The organism is Oceanobacter mangrovi (assembly GCF_019740315.1).
In the GTDB taxonomy this organism is placed as follows: domain Bacteria; phylum Pseudomonadota; class Gammaproteobacteria; order Pseudomonadales; family Oceanobacteraceae; genus Oceanobacter; species Oceanobacter mangrovi.
Genome location: NZ_JAHXZR010000002.1, coordinates 161084 through 181672 on the forward strand (window position 1 = coordinate 161084; position 20589 = coordinate 181672).

Annotated in this window: 12 protein-coding genes; 7 read left to right on the top strand and 5 right to left on the bottom strand. The window is 55.7% G+C overall.

Features of this window, described 5'->3' with window-relative positions; all coding sequences use genetic code 11:
• Window positions 1-9: 9 nt before the first annotated feature.
• A complete protein-coding gene (locus K6123_RS04840; RefSeq protein WP_221794718.1) occupies window positions 10-1185 on the bottom strand; it encodes a Na/Pi symporter in 1176 nt (391 codons plus the stop codon).
• A 502-nt stretch (window positions 1186-1687) separates the two neighbouring features.
• Between K6123_RS04840 and K6123_RS04845 the strand changes: the two genes are divergently transcribed.
• The 3 genes from K6123_RS04845 to K6123_RS04855 all read left to right on the top strand — a co-directional run bounded on the left by K6123_RS04845 (window position 1688) and on the right by K6123_RS04855 (window position 4200).
• Window positions 1688-2560: an AAA family ATPase gene (locus tag K6123_RS04845; protein ID WP_221794719.1), complete on the top strand. Its 873-nt coding sequence runs from the start codon at window positions 1688-1690 to the stop codon at window positions 2558-2560.
• A gap of 6 nt (window positions 2561-2566) precedes the next feature.
• Window positions 2567-3748: a vWA domain-containing protein gene (locus K6123_RS04850; RefSeq protein WP_221794721.1), complete on the top strand. Its 1182-nt coding sequence runs from the start codon at window positions 2567-2569 to the stop codon at window positions 3746-3748.
• 167 nt (window positions 3749-3915) lie between these two features.
• On the top strand, window positions 3916-4200 hold the full coding sequence (locus K6123_RS04855) for a hypothetical protein (RefSeq protein WP_221794723.1): 285 nt from the start codon (window positions 3916-3918) through the stop codon (window positions 4198-4200).
• 63 nt (window positions 4201-4263) lie between these two features.
• On the opposite strand, the gene trhO is transcribed toward K6123_RS04855, so the two are convergent.
• The 4 genes from trhO to K6123_RS04875 all read right to left on the bottom strand — a co-directional run bounded on the left by trhO (window position 4264) and on the right by K6123_RS04875 (window position 7855).
• Window positions 4264-5271, bottom strand: coding sequence for an oxygen-dependent tRNA uridine(34) hydroxylase TrhO (gene trhO / locus K6123_RS04860; RefSeq protein ID WP_221794725.1), 1008 nt, complete (start codon window positions 5269-5271; stop codon window positions 4264-4266).
• 214 nt (window positions 5272-5485) lie between these two features.
• Window positions 5486-5911 carry an acyl-CoA thioesterase gene (locus K6123_RS04865; protein ID WP_221794727.1) on the bottom strand — a complete coding sequence of 142 codons (426 nt, stop codon included), beginning with the start codon at window positions 5909-5911 and terminating at the stop codon, window positions 5486-5488.
• A 107-nt stretch (window positions 5912-6018) separates the two neighbouring features.
• Window positions 6019-6705, bottom strand: coding sequence for a hypothetical protein (locus K6123_RS04870; protein ID WP_221794728.1), 687 nt, complete (start codon window positions 6703-6705; stop codon window positions 6019-6021).
• Window positions 6706-7099: 394 nt separating this feature from the next.
• Window positions 7100-7855 (bottom strand): fatty acid desaturase family protein, encoded by a 756-nt coding sequence (locus K6123_RS04875; RefSeq protein ID WP_221794731.1) that lies wholly within the window; start codon window positions 7853-7855, stop codon window positions 7100-7102.
• An 87-nt stretch (window positions 7856-7942) separates the two neighbouring features.
• Here K6123_RS04875 and recC point away from each other — a divergent pair, with 87 nt between their 5' ends.
• From recC to K6123_RS04895, 4 genes are all read left to right on the top strand, one after another.
• Window positions 7943-11542 (top strand): exodeoxyribonuclease V subunit gamma, encoded by a 3600-nt coding sequence (gene recC / locus K6123_RS04880; RefSeq protein ID WP_221794733.1) that lies wholly within the window; start codon window positions 7943-7945, stop codon window positions 11540-11542.
• On the top strand, window positions 11539-15339 hold the full coding sequence (gene recB / locus K6123_RS04885; RefSeq protein ID WP_221794735.1) for an exodeoxyribonuclease V subunit beta: 3801 nt from the start codon (window positions 11539-11541) through the stop codon (window positions 15337-15339). Before recC ends, recB begins: the two co-directional genes overlap by 4 nt.
• The gene (gene recD / locus K6123_RS04890) at window positions 15336-17483 is read left to right on the top strand and encodes an exodeoxyribonuclease V subunit alpha (RefSeq protein ID WP_221794737.1); all 2148 of its coding nucleotides are present in this window, start codon (window positions 15336-15338) and stop codon (window positions 17481-17483) included. The genes recB and recD overlap by 4 nt, the downstream gene beginning before the upstream one ends.
• Window positions 17484-17552: 69 nt before the next feature.
• Window positions 17553-20552 (top strand): DUF748 domain-containing protein, encoded by a 3000-nt coding sequence (locus tag K6123_RS04895; protein ID WP_221794739.1) that lies wholly within the window; start codon window positions 17553-17555, stop codon window positions 20550-20552.
• The last annotated feature ends 37 nt before the right edge of the window (window positions 20553-20589 follow it).

The window sequence follows — 20589 nt, forward strand, 5'->3', positions numbered from 1 at the left end:
GGACACTCCTCAAAGACCCAATAATTGGCTACCGCCAATCAACACCAATGGGGCAATAAAGAACAAGGTCAGGATATAACCACCCGCATACAGCTTGTTCTTCAGGGCTGCCTCCGCCAGGCGTTCGGCAGCTACCAGAGGAATATTACGCAGGAATGGCAAGCCGTAAATAACTACTACCGCCAGCACGTTGAAAATGAGATGTACCAACGCAATTTGCAGCGCAAACTGTGCATTGCCGCCGGTTACTGCAGTAGCAGCCAGCAACGCTGTCACTGTAGTACCAATGTTGGCACCCAGCGTAAAAGGGAAAATCTGACGCAGGCTGAAGACACCGCTGCCTGCCAATGGCACGATCAAACTGGTGGTGGTGGAGCTGGACTGCACCAGAACCGTCATGATGGTGCCGGAAGCAATACCGGACAGTGGACCACGACCAACGGCAGAGTGGAGGATTTCCTTGGCCTTGCCGACCATCAGGGATTTCAGCAGCTTGCCGATCAGGGTGATCACACCAAAGATCAGCGCGATGCCCAGTACTACCATGACGATACCGGTAGCGGTATCCGGCATCAAAGCGCCCATCTGGTGTTTGACGAAATCAACCGGCGGTTTCACCAGCGGCTTCATAAAGTTCATATTGTTCATGGAAACCGAGTCGGCACCGGACAGGAAACCGGCAAACAGCCCGGCAATCTTGTCGAGAACACCGAACATGATTTCCAGTGGCAGGAAAATCGCAACTGCCAACAAATTAAAGAAATCATGCACCGTCGCTGCCGCAAAGGCGCGGCGGAACTCTTCCCCCTGACGCACGTGGCCGAGGCTGACGATGGTGTTGGTGATGGTGGTACCAATGTTGGCACCCATGATCATCGGGATGGCAATCTCGACCGGCAAACCACCGGCAACCAGACCGACAATAATCGAGGTGACTGTACTGGAAGACTGAATCAGTGCAGTAGCAACAGTGCCAACAATCAACCCGGTAAGCGGGTTGCTGGCAAAATCAAACAATTCCTTTGCGTGGGGACCGGCGCCCAGCTTGAAGCCGCTGCCAATCATGGAAACAGCAATCAGCAACAGGTAAACCAGGCCAACGATCTTGAACCAGTTGAGCCAGTTTGCCTTGGGAGAATGCTGGGCTATTTCACCGGATGTTTGTGTTGCAGTTGTGTCGTTCATACCAATTGTTACTCACGGTTTGAAATATCCTGAAATCAGGAAAGCGCGATGCTGCAGACTATATGTGACATTTTTGTTACAACTTTATGACAAGACTGAAATAAAGTTCAGAAATCGGCTTTTTGGTTGAAAACCGGTCTGTCACGATGTCAATCGTGCTTTGTTCTGAATGTAAGTTTATCAGTCTGCAAAGGTACAAGGATGTCCATACAGTGTTCGCCAGGTTGCGCTGTGTCGTGACCATCAGAAGTTTTTTGCTTGCAATTGTGGAGTAGCGTCTGTCGACGCCAGAATCGGGATGACAGCGCCTTCGAACGGGTGTTCGTTTATGAGCACTGGTTCAAAGTCTGCCGTTGGCGCGCATCATACACCCGCAAACCCGTTTGTGCTGCCCTGAATTCGGGAAATAATCTGGCGCCTGTTGATGCCATTTTGGAAATAAATGCTTTTTGATGACAGGCTGGCTTTTTATACTGTTGGCAGTATTTATCGGAGTCTGTCTATGTCTGGTCCTGTTAAGTCTGCTTCCGGGTTTGTTGGTACGGATGCCTATATCGCTACCCCCCAATTACAGATGGCAGTGAATGCTGCCATCACCTTGCAAAAACCCTTGCTGTTGAAGGGTGAGCCGGGTACGGGCAAAACCATGCTGGCGGAACAGCTGGCTGAAGCACTGGGAACCGAGCTGATCCAGTGGCACATCAAGAGCACCACCCGCGCCCAGCAGGGACTCTACGAGTACGATGCGGTATCACGGTTGCGGGATTCCCAGCTCGGCTCAGACCGGGTTCACGATATTGCCAACTACATCGTCAAGGGCAAACTATGGGAAGCCTTTGAAGCCGACAAGCCGGTGGTGTTACTGATCGACGAAATCGACAAGGCCGATATCGAGTTTCCCAACGACCTGCTGTTGGAACTCGACCGGATGGAATTCTTCGTTTACGAAACCCAACAGAAAATTGTTGCCCGCCAGCGGCCGATCATCCTGATCACCAGTAATAACGAAAAGGAACTGCCGGACGCTTTCCTGCGTCGCTGTTTCTTCCACTACATCGACTTCCCGGATCGTGAAACCCTCGCGCGAATTGTGGACGTGCATTTCGGCGAGATCAAAAAGGAACTGGTCAGTGCTGCGATGGATGTGTTTTTCGATCTGCGTGAAGTACCCGGACTGAAGAAAAAGCCATCGACCTCTGAAATGATCGACTGGCTCAAGCTGCTGATGGCCGATGATATTGGCCTGGAAGCCTTGCAGGGCAAAAGCGGCACCGATGCCATTCCGCCATTACATGGTGCGCTGCTGAAAAACGAACAGGACGTCATGCTGCTGGAAAAGCTGGCATTTATGAGTCGTCGCCGTCAGGGCCGGTAAGCCGCCATGTTGATTGATTTCTTTTGGATGGTGCGAGCGGCCGGTGTGCCGGTGTCGATTCGCGAATACCTCGATCTGCTGGCGGCCTTGCGACAGGGCATGGCGTTTGCCGATTACGAGCAGTTCTACCTGCTGGCACGCTTGTGCATGGTCAAGGATGAAAAATACTTCGATCGTTTTGATCAGGCTTTTGGAGCCTACTTCGATGGCCTTGAACACTGGCAAGGCAAGCTGGAAGAACTCAACCTGCCAGATGACTGGTTACGCAAGGAAATCGACAAGGTGCTGGATGCTGAAGGCAAAGCGGGCGTTAAAGGTCTTGGCAGCCTCGACAAGATCATGGAAGCCTTCCGTGAACGGCTGGAAAACCAGACCAAACGCCATCAGGGTGGTAGCAAGAACATCGGCACCGGCGGTACTTCGCCGTTCGGCGCCTTTGGTTACAACCCGGAAGGCATTCGAATCGGTCAGGGCGAAAGCCGTCATCGTCGCGCCGTGAAGGTGTGGGAGCAACGTAACTACCGTAATCTCGACGACAGCGTTGAGCTGGGCATTCGCAATATCAAGGTAGCGCTCAAGCGCTTGCGGCAGTTTGCCCGTCAGGGTGCGGCTGAGCACCTGGATCTCGACGACACCATTCGCTCGACTGCTCGTAACGGCGGTCAGCTGGATCTCAAACTGGTGCCGGAACGCCACAACGCTGTCAAGGTACTGCTGTTCTTTGATATTGGTGGTTCGATGGATGACCACGTACGTATCTGTGAGCAGCTGTTTTCAGCGGCACGGGCGGAGTTCAAACATATGGAGTGCTTTTATTTCCATAACTGTTTGTACGAATACGTCTGGCAAGACAATAAACGCCGCTTTCAGGAGCGCTACAGCACCTGGGACGTCCTGCACAAATACGGCCCGGACTACAAGGTGATCTTTGTGGGTGATGCTTCGATGGCACCTTACGAAGTGACGCACATTGGTGGCAGTGTTGAGCACAACAACCGTGAAGCCGGAGCAACCTGGCTACAGCGGGTAACCGACCAGTTTCCGCAAACGGTGTGGCTCAATCCGGTACCTGAGCAATGGTGGAGTTACACCCATTCGCTGGCGCTGATTCGACAACTGATGGATCAACGCATGTATCCGTTAACGCTGGAGGGGATTACAGCAGCGACACGGGCGTTACAGCGCTGATTTATAGCCTTGGGACAGTATCGTGGATCTGGATTTTTTGGCTAAAATTTGAACAACTGCAAACAATCTGTAGTGTAATCGTATATATTTCGCCCAGACGTACACGGCGTTCGCTTTGTCAGGCAGGCTATCGTTGGCCTGCTGGCAATGGATGGTTGGGGGAATATATGGAAATGTTACAGCTGGGTGTGGAAGAAACCTTTGAATTAACGGTGCGCGCTCTGAGAAGCGAGTTACAGGTATTGCAGCTCGATAAAGAGATTGACCGCAAGGCCCGCGATTTGTATCTGCAGCACGTCATGGCAGTACAGGAAACGCTGCGAGAGCAGGCGCAGCTCAAGCAAATCAGCTGGCAGAAAGCACTGCGGAAGCTTGAGCGTATCCGCCATCACGTGGTGCAGGTAACGCTGGACGGTGTCATCACTACCCGGGACCTGCGCAGAACTGTCTGACCAGTCCTGTGATATCTGCAAATCAGGCCGCATTACGCGGCCTGATTTGTTTCTCGCACAGAGTTAACGCTGCTGACGCTGCTGGTCCTTGAAGGCCAGTTTTTCTTTGCGGCGTTGCTTGATTACGGTTTGCAGGTCGTTGCCCAGGTGGTCTTCACCACGCTGTTTGGCCAGCTGCATCTGTTGTTCTCGCTGGCGGAAGCGCTCGCGCTGCTCTTCGTCGTATTCATTAATGCAGTGGTGGCAGCTGATGCCTTGCTGATAATGTTCGGACTGTTTGTCGGCTTCGGTGATTGGACGACGACAGGCGTGGCACTGGTCGTACTGACCTTTTTCCAGCTGGTGGTTTACCGTTACCCGGTTGTCGAACACAAAGCATTCACCTTGCCACATTGATTCTTCGGCAGGCACTTCTTCCAGATATTTCAGAATACCGCCTTCGAGGTGGTAAACCTCTTCAAAGCCTTGCTCTTTCAGGTAAGCCGTCGATTTTTCACAACGAATGCCGCCGGTGCAGAACATGGCGACTTTCTTATGCTTGCTCGGATCCAGGTTGTCCTTCACGTATTGTGGGAATTCGCGGAAGGTTTTGGTATTCGGGTCCAGCGCACCCTTGAAAGTACCAATGCCAACTTCGTAGTCGTTGCGGGTATCCACCAGCACCACGTCCGGGTCAGCAATCAGCTGGTTCCAGTCGGCTGGTTTGACGTAGGTGCCAACCACCCGCTTGGGATCAATGCCTTCGACGCCCATGGTCACAATCTCTTTCTTCAATTTGACCTTGGTGCGGTAGAACGGCTGCTGTTCGTCGTAGGATTCCTTGTAACCGATGTCGGCCAGCCGCGGGTCCTGTTGCAGCCACTGCAGCAGGCCATCAATACCGGCGCGGGAACCGGCAACGGTGCCGTTGATTCCTTCCAAAGCCAACAACAGGGTGCCTTTGACATCCAGTGACTGCATGGTGTCCAGCAATGGCTGGCGCAGATCGGCGAAGTTTTCCAGTGTGACGAATTTGTACATGGCACAGACAACAACAAGCTCGTTGCTGGTGGCCGGATTGGTTTGGGTCATAATTTCCTCGCTGTCCGGAACGTAAAACCGGAGCGTGTGTTCGCCGTGACCAAAAAGTCACAAGCTGGCAGGGATGTTCAGATAAAGCGGCGGAGAGGCGCTAGCCGGTTCCGGCATTGCTTCGCCCCGGTTGTGCGCCGGGGCGGCGGATTCTAGCGGAAAGCTGGTTATATATTAACCATGGGTTTTGTACGGATTTTGTCCCGGCCCCGGGTCAGAACTCACAGCTGTTGTTGTCGAGTACGTATTCCGGCAGGTCTTCTTCGGCTGGCAGCGGCTTGGGTACGCCATCGTCGTCCAGTGAAACGAACTTGAAGGTAGCTTCGGTGACTTTCTCGCGCTGGCCAATACGACCACGACGCACCCAGGCTTCAACGTGAACCTTCATGGAGGTGCGACCGGTTTCGGCAACCTGGGTGTATACCCCCAGAATGTCGCCTACTTTGACAGGGCGAATAAAACTCATGCTGTCGACTGCGACGGTCACAACCCGGCCCTGGGCGCGCTGGCCAGCACAAATGCCAGCAGCAATGTCCATTTGTGACAGCACCCAGCCACCAAAAATATCGCCGGCAGGGTTGGTGTCACTTGGCATTGCAATGGTTCGGGTAGTCAGACGACCGCGGGTTTGTTCAGTCATGAAAATTCTCAATGTAATGGCTCAGATACACGCGCCTACTATACCGCCTGTGGGCCATGTTATAGGTGAAATTATTTGATGGGTTTGATGAACTGAATGTATCCGTTTCAGGACGACCAGACGTCGCTGCTGATCAAACGGAAGGCATGGTTGTCACACTCGTAGCGAATCAGGTCCATGCCGATAGGGGTGACCACTTCAGTGGGAAGCTTTGGCAGTTGTTGCACGGCTGAGCGTAATTCTTCGGATGGCAACTGGTTGGCAACAAAGCGTGAAACCGTTACGTGTGAGCCCCACGGGATGTTGGCGCTGATGCCAGCCTGTTCCGCACTGCTTGCCAGCAATTGCGCCAGCTCCCAGTATTTGTTGTTGGCCTTGCTGGCGGCGATCAGGGTGTTGCTGTTGAACAGCCAGTCGGTGAACTGGAATTGCACTTGCTTGCGTAGTTCGCGGCCAATCGGCAGGGCGTCTTCAAAAAACCAGCGCTGGGTTTGCAGCACCATGGCTTCAGCTTCACTGTGGTCAAGATCGTGCAGGCGTGGGCCGACAATCAAGCCGGTGTAAACGGTATCCGGGGTAAAACAAATGGCGGGGATGGTGTCGGCAACCAGCTGGCTGGCTTCGGCCAGCAACCCGGATAGTTCATGGGAATAACGAGCCACCACCAGCAAGCCGCTTTCGGGTTTGCGGTCAGCACCGGTTAATTGCAATTCCGGCTGCGCCATCGGGTGCTTGAATGCATTCAGATAAATACTCTGCTGCTTTTCAATCAGAGCATCCAGTCCATTCAGCATCGTCAAAAACCTCCCGTGATAATGCCGTTCAGGCATGTGTGCGCCCGAAGATAAAGTGTCAAAGTTCAATTGTCGAGATATAGACCTTAGTCTAGTCAAAGATGACACTTTTGTACCTGTCTTATGCTTTACCGGTAGTGGATTTTTATGGTCATAAATGACTGTGGAGAGGGCTTTTCAGTGCTTTTGGTGAGGGATTGATCTGTTTGGCTGTTTTTCAAAATGTCAATGAAAAGGACGGGTTTTTTGTATGGGTATTGGCCAGTATTAATAATCTGGCTGGCGGCAGGGCGTTTTGTGGTCGAGGGCTAGGCCACGCCCCGCGCTTGTGCCGCCACTCTGGTGTTGTGCTGGAACTCTGAAAGGCAGGATACGCGGGGCTGTTGCTGTTAAATCACGGTATCGGCTCCAGTCCTTCCAGATAAATCCAGCCGCGGGATTTGCAGAACCGGAAAATCCGGTTCACCAGGGGGTCGGCCCAGCCGCTGAGGATGCAGAAGTTAATGCCCAGATTCTGGTGATGGCTGGAATGCTTTTTGGCGGTCATAAACAAACCGAGCTTTTGTAGAATTCGTCCATGCAGGGGCGGTTCGCGAAGATGTGACAGTGCATGAGCGTGCTGGGCAAAGGTGAGGCCAATGGTATGGGCAAGCAGCATCCAGGCGAGCAAGGAATAGCCTGGCAGCAACCATTCAATCAGACTGATCACGACCAAAAAGGGCAGGGTTATCGGATACAGAGTCGGCAATATGACTAACAGGGTTTGCCGCTGGGCGAGGGCGCCCGGGTGTTTGTGGTGGGTTTTGAAGTCGAAGGCAACTTTTTCAAATGGCGAAAGCTGACTCATCGCCCGATCGCGCAGTTTCAGATAATCTGCCGTGCCCTTGGCACCCTTGTAGAAATACAGCTCCCGCAGGCCAGTGTTTGGGCGGGTTTTGACATAGTCGAGAACAAAGTGGGCACAGCCTGAGCTGGCGTCAGCGGTATACCAACCTGCAAGGGCGGCCGGTATTAACCACCAGAGGCTGACCTGCAGCTGTTCAACCGCGACGATCATTTGTACTGCTATTACTGCCAGAGCCACTGCAAAAACGGTTTGATGTAACAAGGCATAGCGCCCGAGGGTGTGATTGGGACGGTTGTTCTCCATGCCTGCTCTTGATGCTCTTGATGCCCATGTGTAGTGCTAGGATATTAGTCGCCCGACCAGCGAATACAAGTATTTGCCTGTGTCAGTTTGTTTGCCCGACCAGCGACTGGTCAGAGCCGTTTTTGTTACTCTGGCTATCTGCTTGCTGCCAATACCGACAAGGACATCATGCTGAAGATTTACCACTCCAACGACCTCGATGTGCTGTGTGGCATGTTGCAGGCCATTATGAAGCAGCAACCGCCATCACTGTTCGAGCGCGAAGCCATTCTGGTACAGAGTCAGGGCATGGCGCACTGGCTCAAATTGAATATCGCCGAAGGGCTTGGGGTGGCGGCACAAATCGACTTCCCGCTGCCGTTCAGTTTTGTCTGGCAGGTGTTCAACCAGCTGCGGCCGGATTTGCCGCAGCGCTCTCATTTTGACAAGCCCTACATGAGCTGGCAGTTGATGCGGCTGTTGCCTGAGCTGGTGGCCGGGGCGGCAGCGGACTCACAACACCCCTGTGCCGCGATCGCGCATTATCTGGATGACGATCCGCAGGGCATCAAATGCTTTCAGCTGGCCGAAACCATTGCCGACGTATTCGACCAGTATCTGGTTTACCGGCCTGACTGGCTGATTAACTGGGAAGCGAATATTGACACCATCGACGATGCCGATGTCACCCTGCAACCCTGGCAGCCGGTGGTCTGGCGGGCGTTAGTCGAAGATGCCAAAAGCCTGGGTCATTGTCTTGATCACCGCGCCCGGCTGATGGATCAGCTGGCCGAACTGGTCAGCCGTTACCCGCAACGCTTGCAACAATTACCCAAACGCCTGTTTGTGTTCGGCATAGCCGCCTTGCCGGGCAGTTATTGGCAGGTGCTGAACGCCATTTCCAGTGAAATCGAGGTGCACTTCTTCCTGCTTAACCCGTGCCGCAACTTCTGGGGCGATATTGTCGATGACCGACGTCGGGCCTGGATTCTGCAACGCCAGCCTGAGGCCGCCACCTACCTGGAACGGGGTAATCCGCTGTTGGCCAGCTGGGGGCGGCTGGGACGCGATTTTCTGACGCTGGTGCACGACACTGAACTGGCGTCCGATATTGAAGCCTGGGTGGAGCCTGAACAAACCACGCTGCTGCAACAGCTGCAGAGCGACATTCTGGAACTGAACGACCGTCAGCAACAGGCATTTACACCGGCAGCGCTGCAGCACAGCCAGTTCAAAACCGCTGTCGACCCGGCCGATGACAGTATTCGGATTATTTCTGCCCACAGCCCATTGCGGGAAGTGCAGCGATTGCATGATCAGCTGTTGTACTGGTTTGATCAGGAGCCGCAATTGCAGCCCCGTGATGTGGTGGTGATGGTGCCGGATATCGATTCCTACGCACCCTACATCGACGCCGTGTTTGGCAGCGCCGAACAGGCCAGTCAGGATCGTGGCCTGCGGATTCCCTGGGCCATTGCCGACCAGTCAATAATGGTCGAAAACCCGCTGATCGAAACCTTTCTGGCGCTGCTGGGGCTGGCCGACAGTCGCCTGACGGTCGCCGATGTGCAGGACTGGCTGGATGTGGCGGCGATTCGCTGCCGCTTTGGTATCGCCAGTGACGAACTGGACACCATCAAGGACTGGCTCAGTCGTGCCAATATTCGCTGGGGGATGCACGGTCAGCAACGGCAGCAGCTGGGGTTGCCAGCGTTTGAACAAAACAGCTGGCGCAAGGGACTGCGGCAGTTGCTGCTGGGGCTGATGATTCCGGTGGAAATTCCGGGCAGCGACATGCAGCCGGGCTGGTCCGGCGACTGGCCGGTAGCGGCGGTTGAGGGCAGCAGTGCTGAATTGCTGGGCAAGCTGCTGCAGCTGGTCGATTGCCTTGAACGCTGGCAACAGCTGCTGCGGCAGAACCATGCTCCGGCGCAATGGCTGAGCCTGATCAGCGGTCTGCTGGATGCATTATTCAGTACCGAATTTGGCCGTGCCGACGCCATTGGCGCGCTCGAACAACAGCGTCAGCAAAGCTCACTGCAACGAATTCGTGACACCCTGCTGAGCTGGCAGGAAGAACTGCAACGGGGTGGTGCCCTGCAGGATCAGCAATTGACCTTCAGCGCCCGGGTGGTACGCAGCTGGTTCACCAATCAGCTGGGCCAGCAGGGTGGCTGGCAGCGCTTCCTGGCCGGGCCGGTGAACTTCTGTACCCTGATGCCGATGCGTTCGATTCCGTTCAAGGTGGTCTGCCTGTTGGGCATGAACGACGTGGATTATCCACGCAAGGTGCCGCCGGTTGGTTTTGACTTGATGGTCACTGGCAAACGCCGTCGCGGTGATCGTTCCCGCCGTGACGACGACCGTTATCTGTTTCTGGAAGCCGTCAGTTCGGCCCAGCGCAAGCTCTATATCAGTTATCGCGGCCGTGGTGTACGCGAAAACAATGAGCAACAACCCTCAGTGCTGATCAGCGAACTGATGGATTATCTCTGCGACGGTTTCTGTCTGCCGCAGCTGGCGGATTTGCCCCACGGTGACAGTCGTCGGCAAATGCGCCAGTGGCTGCTGGAAGAGCTGCCCTTGCAGCCGTTCGGTGCAGGAGTCTTCAGGGCCAGCCATCTTCCGCGGGCGATACCGGGTTATCAGCAATTGTGGGCAGCCGTTGCTGGGCAAGCCGCGGGCGCATCAGACAAGCATAACAACCGCTTTCTGGCCGCCCCGCTGGCGTTGCCGGATGAACTGTTGGGCATTGACGGTCAGGTGCCGGTGGTGGAACTGGCGGATTTACAGCGGGCGTTGAAAAACAGCTGCCAGTTTTTCCTGCAGCGGCGCTTACGGGTGAGTTTGCAGCCGCAATGGCAGGATAATCCCACCGAAGAGCCATTCAGCCTGGATAACCTGCAACAATACCTGGTGCGTGACGAAGAAATTACCCTGGCGCTGGCCGCCGCGGCAGCGCCGTCAGCAACTCTGGATGACAGTGATCTGCGTCGTCAGCGGTTGCAGTCGTTGGGCGAATTACCGGTCCAGGCACTGGGCAAGCTGGTACTGGAAAGCGCTCGTCAGGGATCGCAAGCGCTGATTGAGCGGCTGCAGCAGCTGGCCTTGCAAACGGCTGAACCGGAACTGATGCAGACCCGCCTGGTGCTGGCTGCTGATAGCGCAGCCGAACAAGTGTTCGATTTGCAGGGTGAGCTTGGGCCACAGCTGGATGGCACGCTGATCTACTGGCGTGCCGGTGCGGTGCGCAGCAGTCATTTGCTGGCCAGCTGGCTGGATTTGTTATTGGCCCGGCTGGTTTATGGTGAGCGTATTCAGGCTGCTTTGTATCTGGGGCTGGACCGCAAGAGTGGCAAGTTACAGGTGCACCATCTGCAAGCGCCAACAACCGAACAGGCGCAAGATTGGCTGACCCGGGCATTAGGCTATTACCTGGCGAACTGGCAATTTCCGCAAACCCTGCTGCCCGAGTTGCTCTGGCAACTGCTGCAGCAAGAAGAAGACAAACACGAGGGACTGGTGAAAGCCGAACAGGACAGTGAATTTGGCCAGCTCGGCAGTATTGAAGTCGAACGCTGTCTGCCACAACTGGCTCGCCAACTGGAAGATGACGGCTGGCGCGAGAGCTGGATCAGCCAACACAGCTGGGTGTTTGAACTGCTGTTGCGACAGTATCAATACGGCGACAAGGAAGCAGATCAATGAGCCAGACTGCCAACAATCCTGTGCAGGCGCTGCCACTCGACGTCAGCCGCTTCCCGCTGACTGGCCAGTCGCTGATTGAAGCCAGTGCCGGTACCGGTAAAACCTTCACCATCGCCAGTCTCTATAGCCGGTTGGCCATCGGCCATAACAACCCGTTGGGACAGCTGGCGTGTGACCAGATTCTGGTGGTGACCTTTACCAAGGCCGCGACCGAAGAACTGCGCGGCCGGATTCGTGATCGCCTGCGGCAGAACCATGAAGATGTGTTACGCCAGCGTGCCGGGATGCCGCTGCAAGACCCGCAATTCGCAGGCTGGCTCGACCAGTTGCAACTGGATGAGCAGGGCCTCGAACAGCTGACCGACTGGCTGCAAGTCAACCTGTCGAGCATGGACGACGCCAGCATCTACACCATCCACGGTTTCTGTCAGCGGATGCTGAAACAGTTCGCCTTCGACAGTGGGGTGATGTTCAGCGCCGAACTGGAAATGGACTCGCTGGGCTATTTGCAGCAGGCCTGCGAAGACATCTGGCGGCGTCATCTGTACCAGGCCAATATTGCCGAAGCGCGTTTTTTTCATTCGGTATTCAGCACGCCAGAACAGCTGCAGGAGCGTATTCGTGGCTGGTTTGCCCGCCCGGATGCACTGTTTCTGCCTGCGGTGCCGCAACAGATGCCGGATTCCAGCAGCGCCGAACAGTTGTTCGAACAGGCCCGCCAAAGTGCCGAACAGCAAGGCTGGCAACAACTACAGGACTTGCTGGTGGATGCTGCCAGCAACAAGGACCTGAATAACGTCAGTTATAAACCGGCGTCGATTCCGGCGCGCTTGCAGGCCGCCCGGCGCTGGTTCCAGCAAGGCTTTTCCCTGCAGTTGCCTGACAAGCTTGAAACCCTCACACAATCCGCTTTGACGGCCAAAACCAGTAAAAAAGGCACGACACCGACGGCGGCGTTTTTTGGTTTGCTGGACGACTTGCTGGCAGCCATGCAGCCTTTGCTTGAATACCGTCAGCAGCTGCGTTGCAGCTTGCCGAAGGCCTGGTTCGACCAGGTGCAGCAGCGTTATTTTGAGCTGATGGAGCAAGCGGGTGCGATGTCGCCAGACGATCTTTTGCGACTGCTCGACAGCGCCCTGCAAGGGCCGCAGGGAGCCTTGCTGGCTGGGCGTATCCGGGCCTTGTATCCGGTTGCCCTGATTGACGAATTCCAGGATACCGACCCACTGCAATACCGGATTTTTTCCACCATTTACCGGCCGTCGGAAGTACCGGAACAGGTGTGTGGTCTGGCCGCAATTGGTGACCCCAAGCAGGCGATTTATGCCTTTCGGGGGGCGGATATTTTCACCTATATCCAGGCGCGGCGGTCGATGGCTGAGGGGCGGATTTTCACACTGGACACTAACTGGCGCAGTCACAGCCGCCTGATCAGTGCAGTTAACGGTCTGTTTGCCGCGCATCCAGCGCCGTTTGTGTTTGCCGAAGACATTCCTTTTCAGCCGGTCAAGGCGGCTGGTCGTCATGATCACCAGCAGCTGACGATTCAAACCACTGACGGCTGGCAAACGGTGGCGCCGCTGCAGTTCTGGTTTGATGAACAGGAAGAGAGTTGCGATGCCGGTCAGCGCCGTTGCGCCCGCGAGTGTGCCGAAACCATTCGGCAGATGCTATCGGGAGCGACCCGACTGGGCGAGCAGGCGGCGCGGGCCGGTGATATGGCGGTACTGGTACGTACCAACAAGCAGGCTGAAATCATGCGTCATGCGCTGGCGCTGGAAGGTATTACCGCTGTGATGCTGTCGCGTGAGTCTGTATTCAACAGCGACAGTGCCCGCGAATTGCTGATCTGGCTGGCCGCGATTGCCGATCCGTCCGACGAACGCCAGCTGCGTAACGCGCTGGCGACCCGGCTGTATGGCTACAGCAGCCAGCAACTGGATCAGCTGCAGACTGACGAACAAGCGCTCGAACGGGTGTTGCAGGAAGTACGGGGTTACCATCAGTTGTGGGCCAGCCACGGCATTATGGCGGCCTTGATGCAATGGTTGGCTACGGACCAGCGGGCAGTGTTGTTACGTCAGGGAGGTGATGGCGAGCGACTGCTGACGGACCTGCTGCACCTTGGTGAACTGTTACAGCAGGCCAGTCGCCGCCTGCGTGGCCAGCAGGCCTTGTTGCGCTGGTTTACCGAACATGTGTTGGATGCCAGCGCCAGCAGTGAGGAAGCCCAGCTGCGGCTGGAGTCGGACGCCAACCTGGTTTCGATTGTGACCATTCACAAATCGAAAGGGCTGGAATACCCGTTGGTTTTCCTGCCGTTTTTGTGGAATGACGTGGCGGAATTAAGCCGCTATGACGACGTCCGTTACCTGAATGCAGAAAAGCAGGTGGTGATTAACCTCGACCCGGACGATGACGCCCGTCAGCAAGCCAGTCGTGACAAGGGCGCTGAATTCATGCGGCTGCTGTATGTGGCCCTGACGCGGCCGGTGCAGGGCTGTTTTGTGTGGTTGTCGGCGGCGCTGGCGGGACGCGGCAAAAACGCCGCGCCAGTGTTGTTTCAAACTGCCATCGGTGAATTGTTGCAGGCTGCCAGCAAGCAGCTTGATGGTTTGGCGGAGTGGAATTCCGAGGTCTGTTATCTGGGCTCACGACCGTTGTGGCCCACGGCTGCGGTCACTGCTGAGGCTGACCTCGATGACACGGTTGCTGCGGCGCATTTTGAGCGACGGTTACAGGATCGCTGGCGGGTCTCCAGTTTTACCGGTCTGAGTTATCACGACAGCAGTACAGATGCGACGGAATTGCAGCTGGAAAGCGATGCTGCGGTGTTGCGACTGGATGAGACTGGCCCGGCTGCAATGGCAGTTGACTGGCAAGAACCACAGGCTTCGCCACAGCAGCTGGCATTTGAAACCAGCATGGCCGTGCTGTTTCCGCGTGGCGCCCAGCCGGGTACCTGTTTGCACAGTGTGTTTGAGCAGTGGGATTTCCACAGTCGCGAACAGCTGTTGGAACTGCTGCCTGCTGAACTGGATCATTTTGGTGTTGAACTACCGGTACTGTTGCCACAGTCGCAGGACGTAATGGCCCCACTGACGGCTGAGGTCAGTGATAATGACAGCGGCTTGCAGTTACTGGCCGACTGGTTCGAGCGGATAGTAGCAACACCATTGGCGGCCGCAGGCGAGGCAAAACCCCTCTCGCTTGCGAATATCGATCCTGCCTTGCGACTGGACGAAATGGAGTTCTGTTTGCCGGTCACTGATTTGCGCCCCGAACGTCTCAATGCCTTGTTGATAGAAAGCGACTGCCAGCCAGAACTGCAGGGACGCCGTAAAAAACTACAGTTCAATCCGCTCAGTGGTTTTCTGAAAGGCTTTATCGACCTGCTGTTCTGCTTTGAGGGCAAATACTATTTGCTCGACTACAAGTCCAATTATCTCGGTGATCAGATCAGTGACTACCAGGGGGCGGCGCTGCATCAGGCGATGCTGGACCATCACTACGATCTGCAAGCCTGGATCTATACCCTGGCGCTGGATCAGCTACTGGCCTTACGTCTGCCAGACTATGACCCTGAACAACATCTGGGTGGCGTGATTTATCTGTTCTTGCGCGGCCTGCAGGCTGAAGTGCCTGTGGGTGAAAAAACGGCAGGAGTGTATTTCCAGTCGATTGATTGCAAGGCTCTACAGCGCTGGAAAGCCCGGCTGCTACGCGGTGCTGCTGCAGGTCAAGGCGCTGGGCAGACCGCAGCGGATGAACCTGCACAGGGAGAATTACCGCTATGAGATTGTCTGCTGTGAAATCCTCAACAGGGATCACAGGGATCTTACCACAGGCTGTGCCTGAGCTGGCGCAGCTTGCGGTTCAGCCGGGAGCCTTGGGCGGCTGGCTGCAGACGTTGCTGGCCAACCCGACCTTGAGAACCATCGACTGGCAGCTGGCGCGGCAATTATTGGATTACAGTGCTGCTGCTGATTCTGCCGTTATTACTGCTGAACAGCGGCAAGCGCTGGTGATGGCGTCGGCATTGGTGTCGTGGGCGCTGGGGCGCGGCCAGGTCTGTTTGCCGCTGGATCATCCACCGCCGCTGGGCTGGCAGACTTTACAGGCCAACGTCTGGCCAGTCGCAGAGCAGTGGCTGCACTGGTTACAACAACTGGATTGTGTCTGGTTGCTGGAGACAGGGACAGGTGACGCCGTGTATCCGAATGGCGCCTACCGGGGCCAACCGCTGGTGCTGGAATCCCGTTTGCTGGAGGGGCCAGGCGCGACTGGCGGGCAACGCCGTTACCGGCTTTATCTGGCCCGCTATTATTTTTATCAGGCTGGCCTCGAACAGCTGGTCAAGCAGCGATTGAGTGTGGATCTGGAGCTGCCGCTAGAGCAACTGGTGCCGGTATTTGATCAGCTGTTCCCCGAGCGTAATGACGGTTCTGGCTGGCAAGCGGCAGCGGCCGCGACGGCCTGTTTGCAAGGCTTTTGTGTGATTACCGGTGGGCCTGGAACCGGTAAAACCACCACGGTTACCAGGTTGCTGAGTGCGCTATTGAGCATTCAACCGGATATGCGGATTGCACTGGCAGCACCGACGGGCAAGGCGGCCGCGCGGATGACGGAGTCAATTCGCTCGGCCCGATCCAAAGGCGGTTTACCTAATGGTGACTTGATTCCGGAGCAGAGCTTCACCTTGCATCGTCTATTGGGCTGGCGGCCGGATGGCTTTCGTTACAGTGCCCGTCACCGGCTGCCTTACGACTGTGTGGTGGTGGATGAATCCTCGATGATTGACCTCGCCATGATGTATCAGCTGGTGTCTGCGCTGGCGCCCAAAGCCCGGCTGATTCTGCTGGGCGACCGCGATCAGCTGGCTTCGGTGGAGGCAGGCAGTGTGTTGGCGGACCTCTGTAATGCCGGTCAGTATTTCCAGCCGCAACCGGTATATGGCCAGTGGGTGGCGACTTTGTGCGGTTTTGATCCGGTCTCTGCCGGATGGACCGGGTCGGGTTGCAGTCAGATCGGTAGCAAGGCAGTGCAGCAGCCTGCCACGCTGGATCTGTTTGCTGAACCAGAGGCAGCATCAACAGAAACAACATCAACAGCACGGCAGTGGCCAGCACAGCCGCCGCAGGCCTCAATTGCCAATGCAGTGGCGGAGTTGCGGGTTTCCCATCGTTTTCATAAAGACAGTGGCATTGGCAAGCTGGCCGCCAGCGTAAACGCCGGGCAGTTGCAGCAGTCGCTGACGATTCTTGCCAAAGCCGATGATCTGGCCGTGCAGTGGTTGGGCGATAGTGACACGCATGGGCCGGGACGGTTGTGGGAAACCGATCTGCTAGCCGGTTATCAGGACTATTGTGCTGCGATTACCAGTGCCGATGCCGGTGCCATGTTAGCGGCACTGGGGCGGTTTCAGGTGTTGGTGGCGGTCAGACAGGGCCCGTTTGGTGCCGAGCTGGTCAATCGTCAGATTGAAAATCTGCTAACCCGTCATGGCCGACTCAAGCGTGCCAGCGACAGCTTCTGGTACGTCGGTCGGCCGGTGATGGTCAGTCGTAATGATTACGATCTGGGGCTTTTTAATGGCGATATTGGGGTCACTGTACGTGACGCCCAGGGCGAGTTACGGGTGGCATTTCCGGCAACGGATGGCCAGATTCGTTATTTGCTACCCAGTCGACTACCGGCTCATGAAACTTCTTTTGCCATGACAGTCCATAAAAGCCAGGGCTCGGAATTTGATCAGGTACTGCTGCTGTTGCCGTCGCAGTGGCAATCTGTCATTACTCGTGAATTGATTTACACCGCCATTACCCGTGCCCGCAGTGGCTTTGTGGTATTGACGTCGCTGCGCTGCTGGCAGCTTGGGCTGGAAACCCGGGTTGAACGTGCCAGTGGTTTGCGGGATGCCTTGTGGCAAACCGGTATTTGAATGACTGAACAGAGTTGTTGATGTTCATCGTTATCAGTCATCGTTAAAAATTGTTATTGGAGAATACGCATGTCTGCTGATTCGGCTAACCCTGCTGGCAGAACCCCTCAACGACCCTCCAGGCCACCAGTCACCGGTCAAGGCCGTGGTATTGGTTTCTGGATCGGCCGTTCCTTGTTGGTGTTGCTGTTACTGGTGATTGTGCTGGTGCCGGTGATTCGCTATCTGGGGCCGCCACTGGCGATCAGCTGGCTGCAAAAATGGTATGCCGAACAGGGGGATGGCTATCAGCTAAAACTGGCGGACTGGCAGTTGTCGTTGTGGCAGGGCACCTTCTCACTGGCGGGCCTGGAGCTGATCCACCCGGACAAGGGGGATGGTAAAACCTCCCTCGACTCACTGGCGCTGGATATCAACACTGGCAAGATCAAGGATCGGGATCTCGAAGTGGAGTCGCTGGCGCTGGTCGGTCTGAGTGCGAAAGCCAGTCTGAATGGCGAGCAGTTAGAGGTTGCTGGTCTGAGCTTGCCGCTGGGCGCAGAGACAGATGCTGCCCCCGCTGCTTCAGCAACAGATAAGTCACCCGAAAGCTGGCGCATCGCGGTGGATAAACTGGAGTTGGCCGATTTTAAACTCGGCTGGCAGCAGCCGGGTGTTGCTACGCGCACCAGTTTGCAGCGTCTGTCGCTGGCTGATTTTGACTCTACTGACAATGACAATATCCCGCTGGTGCTGGATCTGTCGGTAGACGAGCTGGTGGTCGATGCCAGTGAACTGATGGATGCCCAGGCCAGTGCAGCTCTGCTTGATCAGCTCACTGAGCCGCGGCCATTGACTCTGAACCTGCAACAACCGTTCGAGATTCGCTGGCAAGGGGATGTGACCGATTGGCAAAAACTGCCAGGTGTTAGTGGTGATCTGCAGCTGGGCTCGTTGCAGCTGGATGCTCTGGCGGGCATTCGCGCTGGTTTTGGCAGTATGAATCTGCAACAGCTGCAAGCCAATAGCAGCGCCCAGTCGCTGCGATCGTTACTGTTGCAGGATTTGCAGGTCGGCGCTGATCGTGATGGCTCTGTGCAGAACTGGCTGGCTTTGCAACAGCTCCAGCTCAATGAGCTGGCGTTTGATGGTGTTGAACTCAAGGCCGGCAAGCAGTTGTTATCTGGCCTGGCGGTTAACGCCCAGTTGCAGGATGGTCGTTTGCCCGGTTTGCCGCTACAGCTGATTCCGCAGGCGTCCGCTGCTGATGCAGCCGTCGCCAGTAGTGATACGGCAGATCAACCAGAAGATTCTGAAGCATCCAGTGATGCGGCAGCAGGAAGTGGCACGGTATCAGCAGGTGCCAACCAGGATTCGGCTGAACGGCTGATTCAGGATGCCCGTATTGCCGGTGTTGAGCTGGATGATTTCTCGCTGGCGTTTGGCTGCGACGGTATCGAACTGGTGTTGTCTTCACCGCAAATGCGCACGGGCGTTATTGATAGCGCGCTGAATGCTCCTATTGATCTGGATGGTTCCCTGCAAGTCGACAAGCTGAGCGTCAGCAAGCCGCAAACGCTGGACTTGTTGCAGCCGCTGAATTTCAGCTGGCAAGGACAGTTGCTTGACTGGCGTCGCCAGCCACAGCTGACGGGTGACGTCAATTTGCAGAACCTCAAGGTCAAGCTGGAGGGGCAGCCGGAGTTGTCATTCGAACAGCTGAGCCTGGCTGGAATTTCCGCCGACCGGTCGGTACAAACCGTTGCCGAGCTGGTTCTGGATGGTCTGGATGTTGCCATGCCAGCGTCGGAATCGGCGGCGATTCGCCAGCAAGGATCGCTGTTGAGCCTGCGGCAATACCGGATTCCGAAGATCTATTTCGATGGCCGAACCTTCTCTACCGGGGTGCAGAGCTTCTCTGGGCTGGTTGCCAGAGTGACCCGTTTGCAGGATGGGCGTATTGCCGGGTTGCCGGTGCAGTCGACCGCTGGCGCCAGGGCGAATGGTGGTGCAACTGAAGATGTTGCAGGGGATGGCCCGGTGATTCAAAAGGTCAACGCCAAACCGGATGTTGTGGTGCAGGTTGATGGTGTTGAGTTGGCCAGTTCCGAGGCTAGTAGCAAGATTTACTGGACCGATTATGCCGTCAAGCCAGACCACAAAAGTGTGCTGAGCCTGCGCCAGTTAACGGTTGGACGTATTAATTCCGATGAGCTGTTAAACGACAGTAAGACACGTGTGCCGGTAACGGCTCTGGCGGGCCTGGACCAATACAACGAAATTCGTTTTGAAGCTCAAATGGGACTCTGGAATGGCCTGCCGGAAGGCCAATATAAACTCAATATTGATTCGATGAATCTGTTGCCATTCAGCCCTTACGTGGTGAACGCCATCGGTTATAAAGTCAAAAAGGGCATGCTGGAAGTGAAATCTGATGTCACGGTCACGCAGGGGCAAATGAATGGCAACGCCCGCATTCGTTTGCAGAACAGCGAGTTTGAACCAGAGAACGAAGACACCATTGCTCGCGTTAGCAAACAGATTTCGATGCCGGTTGAAACGGCATTGTCAGTACTGAAAGACGATAACAACAATATGAAGATTGATGTGCCAATCAAAGGGCCGATTGATGACCCCGATATTGGCATCAACGATGTGCTCAGGCAGGTGACCAAAACGGCGGTGCGCAGTGCGACGCTGTACTACCTGCAACAGGCGTTTCAGCCTTACGGTACGCTGATCAGTCTGGCCTCGCTGGCTGGCGACCAGTTGTTTGCGATTCGACTGGACCCATTGCAGTACGAGCCGGGGGTTGCTGAGCTGACTGCTGAGCAGCAGGATTACCTCAAGAAAGTGGCCAAAACCATGACCAGCAAGACGGATCTGGAATTGCAGGTTTGTCCGTTTGTAAGCCCGGATGAAGTCACTCAACAGGGCGATGCCTGGCCGCAACTGGCGGATGCCCGGGCCAATAATGTTAAAGCCTGGTTTGTGGGACAAAAGGACGAGAAGGGTCGTAACCTGACCAGTCGTATCAGTTTGTGTGCTGCTGCCAAAGGCAAGGCTGCCAAGGTTGAAATGGGCTTCTGACGAAGCCTGCTGTAGGTCAGAAACAATAAAGCCAGGG

Excerpts from the sequence above, each read along its gene's own strand:
- K6123_RS04865 (WP_221794727.1), bottom strand. The coding sequence starts at position 5,911 with ATGACTGAACAAACCCGCGGTCGTCTGACTACCCGAACCATTGCAATG.
- K6123_RS04875 (WP_221794731.1), bottom strand. The coding sequence starts at position 7,855 with ATGGAGAACAACCGTCCCAATCACACCCTCGGGCGCTATGCCTTGTTA.
- K6123_RS04870 (WP_221794728.1), bottom strand. The coding sequence starts at position 6,705 with ATGCTGAATGGACTGGATGCTCTGATTGAAAAGCAGCAGAGTATTTAT.
- recB (WP_221794735.1), top strand. The coding sequence starts at position 11,539 with ATGAGCCAGACTGCCAACAATCCTGTGCAGGCGCTGCCACTCGACGTC.
- K6123_RS04895 (WP_221794739.1), top strand. The coding sequence starts at position 17,553 with ATGTCTGCTGATTCGGCTAACCCTGCTGGCAGAACCCCTCAACGACCC.
- K6123_RS04840 (WP_221794718.1), bottom strand. The coding sequence starts at position 1,185 with ATGAACGACACAACTGCAACACAAACATCCGGTGAAATAGCCCAGCAT.
- trhO (WP_221794725.1), bottom strand. The coding sequence starts at position 5,271 with ATGACCCAAACCAATCCGGCCACCAGCAACGAGCTTGTTGTTGTCTGT.
- K6123_RS04845 (WP_221794719.1), top strand. The coding sequence starts at position 1,688 with ATGTCTGGTCCTGTTAAGTCTGCTTCCGGGTTTGTTGGTACGGATGCC.
- K6123_RS04855 (WP_221794723.1), top strand. The coding sequence starts at position 3,916 with ATGGAAATGTTACAGCTGGGTGTGGAAGAAACCTTTGAATTAACGGTG.
- recD (WP_221794737.1), top strand. The coding sequence starts at position 15,336 with ATGAGATTGTCTGCTGTGAAATCCTCAACAGGGATCACAGGGATCTTA.
- K6123_RS04850 (WP_221794721.1), top strand. The coding sequence starts at position 2,567 with ATGTTGATTGATTTCTTTTGGATGGTGCGAGCGGCCGGTGTGCCGGTG.